Below are 15,226 nucleotides of genomic sequence, written 5' to 3' on the forward strand. Positions count from 1 at the left end.
ATTACCCCGTCAAGCTTCCAATGATTTGTTCTAAACGCTCTTTAACACGGCTATTAGTCTCTATTTGTCTTTGCCATTGTTTATCCTTTGCTATGGTTAATAACTCTTCTGTACGCTCTAACTGTTCTTCGTGCTGTGGTAAGAATTGCTTACTGGTACAGAAGTGAGTGCAATCTAAGCATGCATTCGCATGTGGACAACCACCTGCTATTACTGGCAATCTACAATAACCATTTGGAAGCACTTGTGCATTTATATTTTTCTTGAACCATTGAAGCTCTACATCATCGACTTCACTATCATCATCTAGATTGAGCACATCTCCATTATTGGTAACCAGTTTTTCTTGAAATTTAGTAAATTCATTTTTTAGAGTTTCATCAAAGATATGAGCGTATCTGCTTGTCATTTCTGGGCTTTCATGTCCCAAAAATTTCTGCACAATATGCTGGGGCACCCCGTTGTTAATCATTCTTGTTCCTACTGTATGGCGAAAGGCATGGGCATGGAATCTATAAATCTCGCCTGATTTATCCACTATATTTTGCTCATAAGCTAATTTATTTAATTCGCCTCTAAATGTTTCTTGTTTTAATGGCGATCCATCTTTTCTTGGAAAGAGGTATTCACTATCTGGAAATTCCTCTGAAACTTTATCTTCCCGAACTTTAATAAGTAAAGCTACCTCTTTAGATATTGGAACTATATGCTCCTTTTTCATTTTCCATTGATAATACTTTAAAAAGTAATCTCCATCTTTGTCCTCTAATAGACAGCCTTTTTTCAAGGTGCACAATTCACTTATCCTCATTCCACATTCTTGAACAATCATAGTCATCGTAGCTATATATTCGGGTAATTTATCAAGATGACTGTTCAATTGCTCTAGAACGAATTCGTCTATAAAGCGAGGTTTTGCTCTTGGTATTTTCGGATAGTCCTCGGGATAAATTAATAATTTGGAAGGAACATCATCCCATTCTAGCCTATGAAGGGTACTAAATAGTCCTTCCAATATAGAGATCCTCCCAGTTATTGTACTAGGTTTTATCCCCATCATGTTTAGTTCACTTAAATATGCTTCAATTTCCACTCTCGTTAATTGGTGTACTCTCTGAACGTGTTTAAACTTTATGTCCAGAAAATTAAAGAACTCTTTAAGTTTTTGGGCAATATCACTTACATAGGAAAAGCTATCCATGTTCAATCTTAACTTACAATATCTTTTTACAAGCTGTTTAAAATATGTATTCCGAAACCCTTTAAAGTTAATTGTATATTCATATTGTGTTGGGTTAACCTTATCATCTGGCAAAGGTAAGTTTCGTCTATCCCAAACGTCTTTATCCCACTCCTCTCCATCAAAATAAAAATCCTCATAAAACTCAATAAATTGTTTTAGATTAGTAACATAGTAAGAATTAGCTTTTACAGGTGTTTTTTCTTGATTAGCAGTAATCTTATAATTAGTGGTGGTAATTCTAACACCCTGTTTTGTCAAATATGTTCTATACTCCGTCATTGCTTTATCAATAGGAACTTCAGTAATTGAAGTAATGCTGGGATACTTTAAATCTAAAAAATCCAACATTTTATTAATTACTGTTCCTTTTCTAATCCAGACAGTTTTTGCATTCCATATTCTATTGTTTAAATGGTAAAAATAAAAATATTTCAATTCTGTTCTTAACCACAGATTTTTAACACGTTCAAAACGAACCCAACGATTTCTTAAAGCAGGATTCTTACTTAATTCTATGGCAGAAGGATGTGGACATTTTCTTATATCCCAACTATTATTAGCCCAAAACCCTTGCATTTCTTCATTCATTACAGCTATTTTTTTGCTGATCTCACTCTGACTGATAATTTTCCTTTTACTAGAAGCATTCATTTCTTATGCTCCTTTCTCTCAAGGTATTTATTAAACTCATTTTTCATATCCTGATCTGAAAGATGAACATAGGTATTTAACGTTGTCTGAACATGTGCGTGACCTAATCTCTTTTGAACGAACGCAACATCCCATCCTTCCCTAATTAGCTGCGTTGCGTGAGTGTGGCGAAGCATATGCGATGTAAATTCTATTCCAGTCCTTTTAACTATTCTTCTAACTAGATCAAGAACACTTTGGTACTTTAGTGGTTTCCCAAAATAGCCTTCTTTTAAGGAAATAAAAACATAGTCATGCTCCAATTCCTCACTATACTCATATACCAAGTAATCTGTATAAAGTGACATCAGTTCTTTACTCACATGTATTGTTCTTTCCTTCCTTAATTTAATATAAGCTTCATTAACATTAACATCTCTAGGTGTTAAATGGATTTGATTGTCCCAAGTGGCAATATCTTCAAGCCTAAGCGATAACACTTCACCGATTCTTAAACCACCCTCATACATAAGCATTAAAATTAACTTATCTCTTTTCGTATGACAAGCGTCAATAATTTGCTTAACTTCCTCTGCTGTCAATGTTCTTATCTGTTTCTTTTTAACCCTTAACTTTAAGACATTCTTTTGGTATCTACCCTTATTAACATGATGTAAAAATCCTTTGAAGTTTCTTCCCTTTGCTTGTTTAAATACATCAATTGATTTAAATTCTCCTAATCTACTTAAATAATCAAGAAAACTCATAACGGCATTTAAAATTGTATTCACTGTCGTTTCTTCTCTTATGGCTTCTTTTGACTGAAGATCAATTACATTATTTGCTGTTGGATATCTCAACCAACCTACGAAGTCTGCTAACAACTCAAAGTTAATATCATTAAGAATAACGCCTCTCTGTTCCATGAACTCATACAGCAACTTTAAATGATAGCAGTATGCTTTAATGGTATTAGGAGACTTACCAGTATTATCTAAGTATTTAATAAATTTCATTACTGGTTCAATTAGCTGGTATTCTTTATCTAGTAATAAATACAATGGATACGGCTTATTCTCCACTTCTATCCTTTGAACCCTCACACACTCCCCCCTCTTTAAACACTTTAAGTACTACAAATTATAAACCTTGTTAAATTTTATTTAAAGTAAAATCTCCCTTTAACATCTCCTCCTAAACTACTTTAACTACTATTATTTATTATACTATGGTTAAAATATCACCGCTTGGATGCTGATGTGCAACAATGACACTTGCTGCATTATTTAGTATTGCTGATTTAAACACTTCACGTGGATGTACAATCGAAGCATTCAACGAACCAACATGACAGCGATGAACTGCGATAACATTGTTTTTCGTATTTAAACACATAACAAAGAATACTTCACGATCATCACGACCTATAAAGCGAGATGCTACCTTTGCTCCATCTTCTGGACTACGAATAATGTAATCTACTCCTTCTTCTGCCTCGCGAATAATTTGTTCAATGCGAACAATCTCTAAAATAGTTTCCATGTAGATCAACCTCTCTATGAATTTTTGACCTTTTTGGTCACCACATAGAAAATTTCCGCATCGATTAATGTCAAGTGGCGTAAGTAGCAAAGCTATCAAGTGATTCGTATATGTTTTGGGGAAGCCCAATGAATTAGGGTGCGTTAAAAGCGTCATTTACTTTCTTACGCACCCTTATCCTACTTGGCTGACTCATAACATCCGAAGAACGAAGACCCTTTACATAATCGATAATGCGTCCTTGCTTTACGGACGCATTAGGAGATTACAATTAGGAGAGCTGAAAAGGAAAAACGACAATATATTCTATGTTCAAGTGTTTTTTATTTCATTAATAACGCTATTCTTCAAATAGTTTTTTCTATCGAGTCTGAAACCTATCGGACCTTCATCATCCTCAATCATTTCGAATGGTTCTGCATAACCATGAATAAGTTCTCCATTTGTAATCCATTCTTCTACATCCTCATTTATCTTCTCTTTATCAAACAACTCATCAACGAGTGCATTAATGAACTGCTCTTTGACTCTTACCTTTTCCTCTTCAGTTATTGTAGGAAATCTATTTTCTTTTCTAAGTGCATATTCAGTTATAATAACTCTTTTGTCATAAACACTTTTAGGCACTTCCTTATCCGACCATCCCATAAGCACTTTATTTAAACTAACCCAATCTTTATCAATCATTGTTTTACGATCACTATTAAGCAGTTTTTTTATTCTGTCCGACCTAAATTCAATAATTTCTTCTACAAAATCGATTTGGTATGTTCTATTTTTATTTCCACCTCTTAATTTATCATAATATACAGATATATCTTTTCCTTCATCTTCCTTTTCATCATAAAACTGTTTAAGATAACTACGCCATGTATCTGCAGTTACCAAATGATCGTCCTCGTTTTTCCCCTCAAATGTGTAATTAAACTTAAAGTCAATCAAATGTAATATTTCATTAGTCGTTAGATACTCTTTGTTCAGAATTTCTTCATACATACTATCTACCTCTTTCAATTTTACTTATATTTTAACACGAATAAAAAGAAATAACGATAAAACATATTGAAAATCTCCAATTTAAAAGGGATTCAGATGTTTTATGAAATGCCATATAATAATATTATCAGGAAACAAATACTGATAAATGGCTATATAAACTCAAAAAGGAGGTGATTATCTCGCTATACAAAGTGCTTAAAACTGATACACAAGATTGGTCATATGTACACGCTCCAAGTATCACTAATTTTTTGACGGAATATCAATGGGCATTACGAGAAAAACTCGTTTATAGCAGTATTAAACTGCTAAAGAGTTACAGACTAAAAGGTTTCCCCCAAAAAGAGACAGTACCTTTACTGTTAGGTTTATGTAGCCTTGAGATTGAAGATAGTAGTGAATTGAAAGAAACAATTGAAGTTCTTGAAGATTTATTAGAAAGGACTTTTAGTCAATCAACACATTGGTTTTAAAATTAAATCAGAGAAAGAGGTTATGCACAATGCCGATTGCAAACGCATGGGTTTTCACCGAAACAAAGTTTAAAGCAGAGGAATTTCTAAACAACACAGGAAATATGTTCAGACTAGTTTCACAACGACCGTATGTAAGTAAAAAAGATCCAAATGAGAAAGGCGTTACTTTAACTCTACAAATCACTAAAGATGACACTGATTACGGTGTGGATAAAAAAACTGGATTTAAACGGGATAATAACATCTTAAATACATTTGATGTAACCGCCCTAAACAACAAAGAACGTATCGATATTCAAAAAGGGGATTATCTCCGCTTGCTAGACTTTTTACCAGAAAAGTCATTTGTTATTGGGTTTGATTTAATACTTCGATTCAAAGACGTTGAGAAAATCAATGTTAAAAAACAATAAATTGTCGACAATCAGAAAACAAAACGGAAGATTCTTTTATGGCGTGTGCTTTCTGATTGCTATAGGAACAATAGTAATCCACTACGTTGACTCCCAGTTTAATTTGGGAGTCAACAAAAATATTTACATTCTGTTCGTTAGCATTGTAATCATCTTATTTTTGATACAAATTATTATTTGGTTAATTCGTAACAAAGCACATAAAGGCATTAGGAACGCTATTCGCTATTACTTTACCATTTTAAAGTTGAGAAGAGCATTTCTTGATTCCAATTATTATAACAAAAGGTTTTACTTCAATAATGAAGTAGTTGATTTACCAAAAGTAAAAGTTATATTCTCTGATAATTACACGCAAGGAAAACTCTTCATTGAAAACATCAACATTAATAAAGATATTAGTGATGTAAATATTTCCTATGCTCTAGGTGATTTTGTAGTTGACAGGGCTTATTTATCTAATGATGAAAATTATCATGTATTTGAAATTTACGATTGTAATATCGCTCAACAATATGAATTTAACGACTTGGATGAATTACGTGCGCAGACATCCCATTTGGATGAATACACATTGCAAATTGATAAATCAATTGTAATACCCTTACACGGAACTTTACTAGTTGGTCAAACAGGATCTGGAAAAACATATGCACTTTACTCCCTTATCCTGCAAATGATAACTAAAAAAGTCCATTATAATTTATATTTTGCTGACCCTAAAAACTCAAGTCTGGCTGTTCTTGGAGATAAAATATCAGAGGAGAATACCGCTACTGATATCGATGAAATAATCAAGTTACTCCAGTCATTTGTTGAAAAAATGGAATCTAGAAAAGTTGAAATTAAAGAGAAACTAAATACAAAATTGGAAGCAGATTATGCTCACTTTCAATATGAACCTCACATTTTTATATTTGATGAATTTGCTAGCTTTCAATCGGTTATTCAAACTCTAGAAAAGAAAAAACGTGATGAAGTGACGAAATTGTTATCCCAAGTTATTTTACAAGGTCGTCAGTTAGGTTTTTTCTTATGGATTGTGATGCAAAAATCTGATGCATCTTTACTACCTACTAATTTACGTGAAAATCTTCCAGTGAAATTTGTTCTTGGTAATGCTGAAAAGCAGACTTATGTAACGGCATTTGGTACAGGAGTAGACATACCAGAGAAGGATTTCCAATTAGGGCAAGGTATCTTAACTTGTCCAATCGTGGCTAATACACCGAGAATTTGTCACTTTAGTTATTTAGATTTTGACATATTAGAAGCTGTGACTCACTTAAGATCGTGAGCGGGGGTTATGTAATAACCCCCGCTCCGCAAAACTAGAATTTCACTTCGGTTATTGATATACCAATGTTTATTGACTTGAAAGGAGTGATTTTATTGTTAGATGTTCAAGTCGATGAATTCACGCTAGTTCTACAATCTACAAAAAGACCTAATTGTATTGAAGAATGGGAAGGTATGGCAATCAGCATTATTAAAGAGTTTGTCAGATTGTCAAAGATCGAAACAGTATTAGGCAAGTTAGAAGATGCGACACAATCACTGCCCCAGGGATATTCAAATGGTTTTAGTTGTGAAAATGCAACGTACTATTTTGCAATAGCATATCATACGGATTTTATCCAAATGGGAATTTGTATAAAGTTCTCTGCTCATGCTTGGATGGAATATAGAAAGGAATACGAATCATCATTTGGTGATTCGATACAGATTCACCAGTTTCTTGAAAATATTAATAATAATGCTTCATATACTTCTAGACTTTCAAGAATGGATATTGCAATTGACTTTATTAATGAAAAAGTAAATGTAAACACGATTTACAATCAGTTTTCTAAAAAAAATCAAATCGTTAAAACTGGTACAGGAAGAAGAAATCACTCAATTTTATCGGCAATAACTAAAGATAATATCACATCAACTTTTTATCTGGGCTCGAAAGGCAAAAATATCAAGGCTTTATTAAGGGTTTATGATAAGAAGAAAGAACAAGTTGAAACGATGGGTGTTCGTTATGAGGAAGCTATCCATTATGATTCTTGGGTACGCTTTGAAGCAGTTTTTAAAGGTACTTACGCACACGATTTATCAGACGAACTTGAACAAATAAAAAGTGATACAGAACTAAAAGATTTGCTCGTTTCAGCCTTAACTGATCGTTATCAATTTTATTATGCTAAGTCTGACAGACTAACGACTTACAGTAGGAAAATGCTAAATTTGCTTAATCAAAAAAGCTTTATGTTTAGTTCCCCTTCACCGCGGTCGAACTTATTAGAACAATCGCAAAAGCACATTTTAAATGGATCAGGATTATTTCCATATCTATATAAAGTTTGGCATATCTGGGGAGATGAAGGATTAAGGAAATGTTTAGCATTTCTTTACGATGAATTTGAAAATTATGAACCAAATGATGATGTCATGTTATGGCTAAAAAAGTATTCTGTATTATATACAAAACAAGGTTATCCGTTCAAATAGAACAATTAGGTAATTTTGCAATAGATAATATTAAAATTAAGGGAGACGATGCCTTTATGAGCATAAATATGACGACAACAGACTACCCATACCTTTTAACTCGTGAACAAGCATCCCGCTTTCTAGGTATAGATCCAAAATCATTTGATAAATACATTCGTTCCCATGATGACCTTGAACGTTTTATGGTAGGTAGACAAGAACGGTACACAATGAAATCTTTAACAAGTTTTATTGAAGCACGATCCATTTAAATGATTGGTAGTTGATATTATGCTAGTTACAGAATACAATACAGTTGTATTCAACTAGCATCTATCAACTATTTTTATGAAAGGAATTGATAGCATGGCTAGTATTGTAAAAAGGGGAAAATCATACAGGGCACAAGTTTCTTTGTACAAGCATGGACAGCATAAAAAGCTATCCAAAACATTTTCTACAAAAAGAGAAGCAAGACTTTGGGCTTTAGAAATGGAATTAGCTAAAGGGGAAGGCAAGGAACTTGCCCACAGAACAACAACATTTGCGGATTTCTTCGAGAATTGGATTTATCTTGTAAAAGTAAATGATGTTAAAGAAACGACATTTCAAAATTATGTTCGTACTTTAGGTGTTATTAGAAACTTATTTCAGGATATCCAATTAAAAGATCTAAATGACATTGTTGTTCAGAAGAAAATTGACGAATATGCGAAAACACACTCACGAAAAACAACACATGAAGTGCTATTGAAAATTAAGACCGCATTACGTGATGCATTTGCTCGTGGATATATTGCAAATGATTTTGCTCGTTTAGTAAAAACACGCGGTGAAAACCCACCTAAGCGAAACAAAGCTTTATCTATTACTGACTTTAAAAAGCTTCGTAATCACGTCCTACAGCATCCAGAAGATGAATTTAACCTACTTGTATTACTTGCACTAGAAACGGGTATGCGACGTGGAGAGCTATTAGCAATACGACCAGAGAGCCTTTATGAATATGGAATAGAAGTTAGGCACTCGATTAGTCCTACTTCTGATGATACTTCACTAAAAACACAAAATGCAAAACGTGATGTTTCTATTAACAAAGAAGTATATGAGCTAATTCGTAACATACCTGTTAAAGAAAATGGTTATATCTTTAGTTTTGGAGGTTTTAAACAGTCGGAACAATTAGCGGAGTTATTGAAGAAATTAGATATTAAACAGACAACGTTTCACGGTTTAAGAGACACTCATGCATCATTTCTATTTTCTCAAGATATAGATATTGCATATGTATCCAAACGATTAGGACACATAAACATACAAACCACACAGAATTATTATCTGGAATTAATGCCAGAAAAAAAGCACCAGCAAGATTGAGGTGACCCCTTAAAGTTAGACTTTATTAGCGAGACAGTTTCGGCTGCCTCGCTATTTTTATGCAGCCTGAAGACTAAGTCTGTATTGCACTGGACTTAGCCATCCAAGTTTCTCTTTAATTCTCTTTTCGTTATAGTAATTTATGTATCGTTCAATTTCCGACTTCAATTCCTCATAGCTGTAATACACGACACCATAGTAAATCTCTTGTTTAAGCAGTCCAAAGAAGTTTTCCATAACGGAATTATCATGGCAGTTACCTTTTCTAGACATACTTTGAAAAATACGTTCTTCCTTAAGCCGGTTAGAGTATGCTCTCATCTGGTAAGCCCATCCTTGATCTGAATGGAATGTTCGGCGATAAGAACAATCTGAGGTTATTTCAATTGCTTTATCTAGTGCATCCATTACATTCTTGGCCGTAGGATGCTTAGCAATACCATAACTAAGAATTTCACCATTACACATATCCATAAAAGGATCCAAATAAAGCTTGTGCATTGTCATATGGCCTTTTGAATCTACTTCATAGTATTTAAATTCAGTTGTATCAGTTGTAACCTTTTGATGCGGTATATGTGTATTGAATCGCCTACGGATTCTATTAGGTGCCACAATACCAACCTTGCCTTTGTACGAGCTGTATTTACGACTTTTACGTGTAAATGAGGTCACCTGAAGATTGAGTTTTTGCATTATTCGCTGGACTTTTTTCTTGTTAACATGAATTCCCTGATTATTTAATTCGGCTCGCATGCGTCGATATCCATAATCTTTATTATCTTCATGTATTTTTAGGATTTTTTCTTCGAGTTCTTTGTCAGGATTATCTCTATCAAATCTTTTTTGCCAATACATGTAGGTAGCTTTAGGGAAGCCAACTACAGCGAGAATATCTTTTAATTTGAATTCTCCTCGGAGGCTGCGGACGATTCTCGCTTTTTTTTCAGAAGAGCTTCCTCCTCTAAACGCAGCCTCCTCAGTTCTTTTAAATAAGCATTCTCGATTTTTAGTTTTAAGAGTTCAGCTTCAAGCTGTTTAACATGCTCAGTGCTTGTATCAACAGGAGCTGAATCATCTTGGTGTTGTATATTTACAGCCTTACCTGATGAATTCATTTTAGCCCTTCTTCCACGTTTCTTATCTCTTAAGGCATCAGGACCAGCCGCTCTATAATCATTTACCCACCTGGCGATAAGAGCATTATTATTAATCCCTAGTGAAAGAGCCAGTTCCTGATAAGATACCTCACTTGTTAAATAAGACTCTACCGCACCAAGCTTAAATTCAAAAGAATAATTTTCGTTCTTTCTTGAACGTTTTAATCCATCATCACCTAGTTCTTCGTAGTAATGTACCCAATTGAGAACTTGTCTTCTGTTTTTTACTCCATATTTTTCTGCTAAAAAAGTATAACCTCCTTCGCCACGTAAATATGCATCTACAACTTTCTTTTTAAACTCATAACTGTATACAGCCATAAAAATACCGACCTCCAATCGTCAGATTTTTGGTCTAACTTTTGGGGGTCGGTACAGATGCCGATGCTTTAAATCTGTTAAGTGCTTTATAAGGTTCAAGCTGATTTGAACCAACTTGAACCAAAAAAGCTCTGTAAACACTGATATATCAATGTTTCTATTAACGTTTTGAGAATTGAGAAGCTTTACGAGCTTTCTTAAGACCTGGTTTTTTACGTTCTACCATACGTGGGTCACGTGTTAATAGTCCAGCTTCTTTTAGTGGTGCACGGAAGTCAGGATCTACTGACAATAGTGCGCGAGAGATTCCGTGACGAGCTGCTCCAGCTTGTCCAGTGAATCCACCACCGTTAACGTTCACGTGAACGTCGTAGCTACCTAAAGTATCTGTAATGTTTAATGGTTGTTTAATTACTTCGTACAAGTAAGGGAATGGAATGTAATCTTCCATTTCTTTCTTGTTGAAGACGATTTTACCTGTTCCCGGTACTAGACGTACACGAGCAGTTGAGTTTTTACGGCGACCAGTGCCGATGTATTGAGCTTGTGCCAATGTGTTTCCCTCCTTAAATTAGGTTTGTGATGTCTAAAACTTCTGGTTGTTGTGCTGCATGTGGGTGAGTTTCTTCACCGTATACATGTAATTTTCTAAACATTTGAGATCCTAGAGCGTTCTTAGGAAGCATTCCTTTGATTGAGTACTCTAGTAAACGACGTGAGTTTTTGTCACGTAGTTCCCCAGCAGAAACTTGTTTTAGTCCACCAATGTAACCTGAGTGGCGAGAATAGATTTTGTCTGATGCTTTTTTACCTGTTAATTTAACTTTATCAGCGTTAATAATAATTACAAAGTCACCTGTGTCCACATGTGGAGTGAATGTTGGTTTATTTTTTCCGCGTAGGATTGATGCTGCAATTGTTGATACACGTCCCAAAGGAATGTCAGTTGCATCGATCACGTACCATTTGCGTTCGATTTCGTTAGCTTTAGCCATATATGTTGTACGCACGTTTGTTTCCTCCATATTCTTATCTGAATGTTTGATCCATCTTGAGTTTCCGGGGCTCATATAGTGGGGCAAACAATACCGTCTTATATCTTACCCCAGACTTGCCAATTTGTCAAATAAAAATCGGTATTTTTTTGCGAAAAAGCACTTAGTTTTTTGCTTGTTTTATCTCTTCCAAAAACTGCTCATCGTAGTAAACTTCAACCAGGTACAATCCCTTGCCGTCTGCGGTTGGACCAGCTTCATTGCGGTCATTTACCGCGAACAAGCGGTCAATTTCTTCCGGCTCTTTTAAGCCATCTGCAATCTGTAAACAGGTACCCACAAAAATGCGAACCATGTTATATAAAAAGCCATTACCTACAAAGGTAAAAACAAGCTCATTTTGAGCTTCATCAATCTCAAATTTGGCTTCATAAACCGTTCTTACTTTGTCTTCTTTAATGGTTTTAGTGGAACAAAAGCTGGTAAAATCATGCTTCCCTACTAATTTGTCCAAAGCTTGTTGGAGTTTATCCAAGTTCATTCGGTAGGGATGATGAAGGGTATACTGACGTTTAAAGGGATCAGCAAAGAGGTTTAAATCAACTCGGTACATATATTTTTTACCTTTAGCTAGGAAACGTGAATGAAAGTCATCTGACACTCGTTCTGCTTGAACAATCGAAATATCGCTAGGCAACAGGCTATTTAGGGCGCGTTGCAAATGAACGGGCTCAATGTCTACTGGGCACTCAAAGTGAATGACTTGCCCTAGTGCATGAACGCCAGAGTCGGTTCGACCAGATGCTTCAATTAAAATAACTTGCCCTTTGAACATTTTCTTAAGGGCTTTTTGAATGACTTCCTGAACGCTGATGCCATTTTTTTGAATTTGATAACCGACATAGCGGGTACCATCGTATTGAATAATACATTTATAACGTTGTGCCACCTTGAACCTCCTTAATAACTATAACCATCTAATCAAAAAGGCAGCCCCGACAGCCGTTTCCCGAACACTATTCGGTCTAACGAGTCGGGCCTACCTTTTTATACGCTCATTTATCCTCTTAATACAATAAGTAATACGGTCAACAACCCAAAGCTAACCATCGCCATAGTGTCGCGGTTTTGCCAATGGAGTTGACGGTATTTTGTTCGGCCTTCGCCACCTTGGTAACCACGCGCTTCCATCGCGTTAGCTAATTCGTCAGCACGGTTAAAGGAACTTACAAACAGCGGAACCAAAATAGGTGTGACTGCCTTCATTTGTTGAATAATATTGCCTTCTCCAAAATCGACTCCTCTTGCTCGTTGGGCATTCATGATTTTGGTTGCTTCATCCATCAATGTCGGCACAAAGCGCAAAGCAATTGACAACATCAAAGCAATCTCATGAACTGGCATTTTGAAGCGTTTCAATGGTCCTAATAAGGTTTCAATCGCATCGGTTAAGGATAATGGCATCGTCGTTAAGGTCAACAAGGTCGACATAAAAATAATTAAGACAAAGCGCATAAAAATAAAAGCTCCGTTTAATAATCCAAAGGAGGTAATATTAATAATTCCCCAACTAAAATACGTTTCCCCACCGGTTGTAAACAACACTTGCAAGACAACCGTAAAGGCGATTAACCAGATCAGTGGTTTTACACCATTAAGAAACACTTTAAAAGGAATATCCGATAAATAGACACATAAAAAGGTAAATAAGGTCATGGCTAAATAAGTCAGCCAGTTATTAGCTAGGAAAATAACAATAATAAAGTAGAAGGCACCTATTAGTTTAGCACGTGGATCCATCTTATGCACATAAGAATCGCCTTGGATATAACGTCCAAATAGTAACTTATCAAGCATCCAACCCACCTTCTTCCTTCAGCTTAGCCACAATCACTTCAGCTAATTTTTCTGTTCCAAGTGGTCTTAAATCGCCAAATTCAATGCCTGTTTTCTGGCTAAACATTTGCATGAATTGCAAGGATGCCGGTAAGCCTAATTGCTTATCCACTAGCCACTGTTCATCCAAGAAAATCTCTTCTGGCGGTCCCATCTTCACAACAGTTCCTTTTTCCATAATAATAACATGGTCTGCATAAGTAGCTACGTCATCCATTTGGTGAGTCACTAGCACAATCGAAATGTTTTGTTCTTTATGTAATCGGTAGAACATATTCATAATTTCACGGCGACCAGCAGGATCAAGCCCAGCTGTTGGCTCGTCTAAGACAAGAACTTCTGGATTCATCGCTAAAACCCCTGCAATAGCCACACGGCGCATTTGCCCACCGGATAGGTCAAAGGGTGAACGCTCCATAAACGTCTCGTCTAGGCCTACTAATGGCAGTACTTTGCGAACTGTTTCCATAGCTTCTGCTTCTGAGACACCAAAGTTCATTGGTCCAAAGGCAATATCCTTAGCAATGGTCTCTTCAAAGAGTTGCGATTCAGGAAACTGGAAAACAATCCCTACTTTTTTACGTAGGAATTTCAAGTTTTTATTGCTTGTTTCCTTAGTAATCACACGGTCTCCGATTGTAACGCTGCCTTCTGTTGGTTTTAACAGAGCGTTTAAATGTTGGGTTACCGTTGATTTCCCACTTCCTGTATGGCCAATTAAAGCCGTATAGGAGCCATCTGGAATTTGCAAGCTAACATCATAAAGAGCACGACTTTCAAAGGGTGAGCCGGCTGAGTAAGCAAATCCTACATCTTGGAATATAATGTCCATAGCCAATCCACCATCCCTTCTTCAGTCAAGTATGTTTCAGGTACGTCTAATCCTTGACGTTTTAATTGATATTTCAATTTTTCTGGGAACGGAATATCCAGTCCCATATCAATAATATCTGCTCCTACCGCAAAGATTTCCTCTGGCGTTCCAATTTGTTTTAATTGGCCTGCCTCCATAACAAAAATACGATTCGCCTTAGCAGCCTCGTCAATATCATGGGTAATGGAAATAACCGTTAAGTTTTCTTCTTCCTTAATTCGTTGAATGGTTTCAATAACCTCACGGCGGCCTTTTGGATCGAGCATAGTCGTTGCTTCATCTAAAATAATAATATCTGGTGCTAGTGCAATAATGCCTGCAATCGCAACCCGTTGTTTCTGCCCACCTGATAAACGAGCAGGTTCTTTATCTAAAAATTCAGACATATTAACAGCCTCTACTGATTTTAAAACACGCTCTACCATTTCTTCGCGTGGTACACCGATATTTTCTAAACCAAAGGCAATGTCATCTTGAACGGTTGATCCGACAAACTGGTTATCGGGATTTTGGAATACCATGCCGACTTTACGACGAACATCCCATACCGTTTCCTCTGATAGTGTGATGCCACCAATCACAACGTCCCCTGATTTGGCCTCAACAAGTCCATTAATAGTCTTAGCTAGTGTCGATTTACCTGAGCCGTTTGGTCCAATAATGGCAATCCATTCTCCTTTGTTGATTGAGAATGAGACATCATTTAAGGCAGGACGTAAATCGTCTTCTGAGTATGTAAAAGTTATCTGATTTAGTTGGATTATTTCTTCCATTGGATACCCTACTTCCTTCTGCTTACCATCTCTCAATTTATACTAA

Annotated in this window: 16 protein-coding genes; 5 read left to right on the forward strand and 11 right to left on the reverse strand. The window is 35.7% G+C overall.

What is annotated here, in order from left to right; genetic code table 11:
- Position 1 precedes the first annotated feature (1 nt).
- The 4 genes from G7057_RS02735 to G7057_RS02750 form a co-directional block, all read right to left on the reverse strand.
- A complete protein-coding gene (locus G7057_RS02735) occupies positions 2 to 1,894 on the reverse strand; it encodes a site-specific integrase (protein ID WP_031775849.1) in 1,893 nt (630 codons plus the stop codon).
- Complete coding sequence (locus G7057_RS02740; protein ID WP_031775850.1) at positions 1,891 to 2,976, reverse strand: tyrosine-type recombinase/integrase; 1,086 nt, start codon at positions 2,974 to 2,976, stop codon at positions 1,891 to 1,893. The genes G7057_RS02735 and G7057_RS02740 overlap by 4 nt, the downstream gene beginning before the upstream one ends.
- A 118-nt stretch (positions 2,977 to 3,094) precedes the next feature.
- Positions 3,095 to 3,415, reverse strand: coding sequence for a JAB domain-containing protein (locus G7057_RS02745; RefSeq protein WP_166164023.1), 321 nt, complete (start codon positions 3,413 to 3,415; stop codon positions 3,095 to 3,097).
- 312 nt (positions 3,416 to 3,727) lie between these two features.
- Positions 3,728 to 4,411 (reverse strand): hypothetical protein, encoded by a 684-nt coding sequence (locus G7057_RS02750; RefSeq protein ID WP_166161162.1) that lies wholly within the window; start codon positions 4,409 to 4,411, stop codon positions 3,728 to 3,730.
- A gap of 505 nt (positions 4,412 to 4,916) precedes the next feature.
- Between G7057_RS02750 and G7057_RS02755 the strand changes: the two genes are divergently transcribed.
- From G7057_RS02755 to G7057_RS02775, 5 genes are all read left to right on the forward strand, one after another.
- Entirely contained in the window at positions 4,917 to 5,303 is a 387-nt protein-coding gene (locus G7057_RS02755) for a hypothetical protein (protein ID WP_076768538.1), read from the forward strand.
- Positions 5,287 to 6,600 carry an FtsK/SpoIIIE domain-containing protein gene (locus G7057_RS02760; RefSeq protein WP_166161164.1) on the forward strand — a complete coding sequence of 438 codons (1,314 nt, stop codon included), beginning with the start codon at positions 5,287 to 5,289 and terminating at the stop codon, positions 6,598 to 6,600. Before G7057_RS02755 ends, G7057_RS02760 begins: the two co-directional genes overlap by 17 nt.
- An 86-nt stretch (positions 6,601 to 6,686) precedes the next feature.
- Positions 6,687 to 7,802 (forward strand): replication initiation factor domain-containing protein, encoded by a 1,116-nt coding sequence (locus tag G7057_RS02765; RefSeq protein ID WP_227004687.1) that lies wholly within the window; start codon positions 6,687 to 6,689, stop codon positions 7,800 to 7,802.
- A 56-nt stretch (positions 7,803 to 7,858) separates the two neighbouring features.
- Positions 7,859 to 8,056: a MerR family transcriptional regulator gene (locus G7057_RS02770; RefSeq protein WP_076768536.1), complete on the forward strand. Its 198-nt coding sequence runs from the start codon at positions 7,859 to 7,861 to the stop codon at positions 8,054 to 8,056.
- A gap of 94 nt (positions 8,057 to 8,150) precedes the next feature.
- Positions 8,151 to 9,161 (forward strand): tyrosine-type recombinase/integrase, encoded by a 1,011-nt coding sequence (locus G7057_RS02775; protein WP_166161168.1) that lies wholly within the window; start codon positions 8,151 to 8,153, stop codon positions 9,159 to 9,161.
- A 57-nt stretch (positions 9,162 to 9,218) separates the two neighbouring features.
- Here G7057_RS02775 and G7057_RS02780 read toward each other — a convergent pair.
- From G7057_RS02780 to G7057_RS02810, 7 genes are all read right to left on the reverse strand, one after another.
- Positions 9,219 to 10,642 (reverse strand): IS3 family transposase gene (locus G7057_RS02780; RefSeq protein WP_227004636.1). Its coding sequence is split into 2 segments (ribosomal slippage): positions 9,219 to 10,153 and positions 10,153 to 10,642, totalling 1,425 coding nucleotides; the frame shifts between segments, so codons are not numbered across the junction.
- Between the two features lie 160 nt (positions 10,643 to 10,802).
- Positions 10,803 to 11,195, reverse strand: coding sequence for a 30S ribosomal protein S9 (gene rpsI / locus G7057_RS02785; RefSeq protein ID WP_166161172.1), 393 nt, complete (start codon positions 11,193 to 11,195; stop codon positions 10,803 to 10,805).
- A 13-nt stretch (positions 11,196 to 11,208) separates the two neighbouring features.
- Positions 11,209 to 11,652: a 50S ribosomal protein L13 gene (gene rplM, locus G7057_RS02790; RefSeq protein ID WP_076768522.1), complete on the reverse strand. Its 444-nt coding sequence runs from the start codon at positions 11,650 to 11,652 to the stop codon at positions 11,209 to 11,211.
- Positions 11,653 to 11,800: 148 nt separating this feature from the next.
- Positions 11,801 to 12,586, reverse strand: a complete 786-nt coding sequence (gene truA / locus G7057_RS02795; protein ID WP_166161174.1) for a tRNA pseudouridine(38-40) synthase TruA — start codon at positions 12,584 to 12,586, stop codon at positions 11,801 to 11,803.
- A gap of 110 nt (positions 12,587 to 12,696) precedes the next feature.
- The gene (locus tag G7057_RS02800; RefSeq protein WP_166161176.1) at positions 12,697 to 13,494 is read right to left on the reverse strand and encodes an energy-coupling factor transporter transmembrane component T family protein; all 798 of its coding nucleotides are present in this window, start codon (positions 13,492 to 13,494) and stop codon (positions 12,697 to 12,699) included.
- Positions 13,487 to 14,365, reverse strand: coding sequence for an energy-coupling factor ABC transporter ATP-binding protein (locus tag G7057_RS02805; protein WP_166161178.1), 879 nt, complete (start codon positions 14,363 to 14,365; stop codon positions 13,487 to 13,489). The genes G7057_RS02800 and G7057_RS02805 overlap by 8 nt, the downstream gene beginning before the upstream one ends.
- Positions 14,341 to 15,180, reverse strand: a complete 840-nt coding sequence (locus tag G7057_RS02810; RefSeq protein ID WP_166161180.1) for an energy-coupling factor ABC transporter ATP-binding protein — start codon at positions 15,178 to 15,180, stop codon at positions 14,341 to 14,343. Before G7057_RS02810 ends, G7057_RS02805 begins: the two co-directional genes overlap by 25 nt.
- Between the last annotated feature and the right edge of the window lie 46 nt (positions 15,181 to 15,226).

Source organism: Jeotgalibaca arthritidis (assembly GCF_011100465.1).
Lineage (GTDB): Bacteria > Bacillota > Bacilli > Lactobacillales > Aerococcaceae > Jeotgalibaca > Jeotgalibaca arthritidis.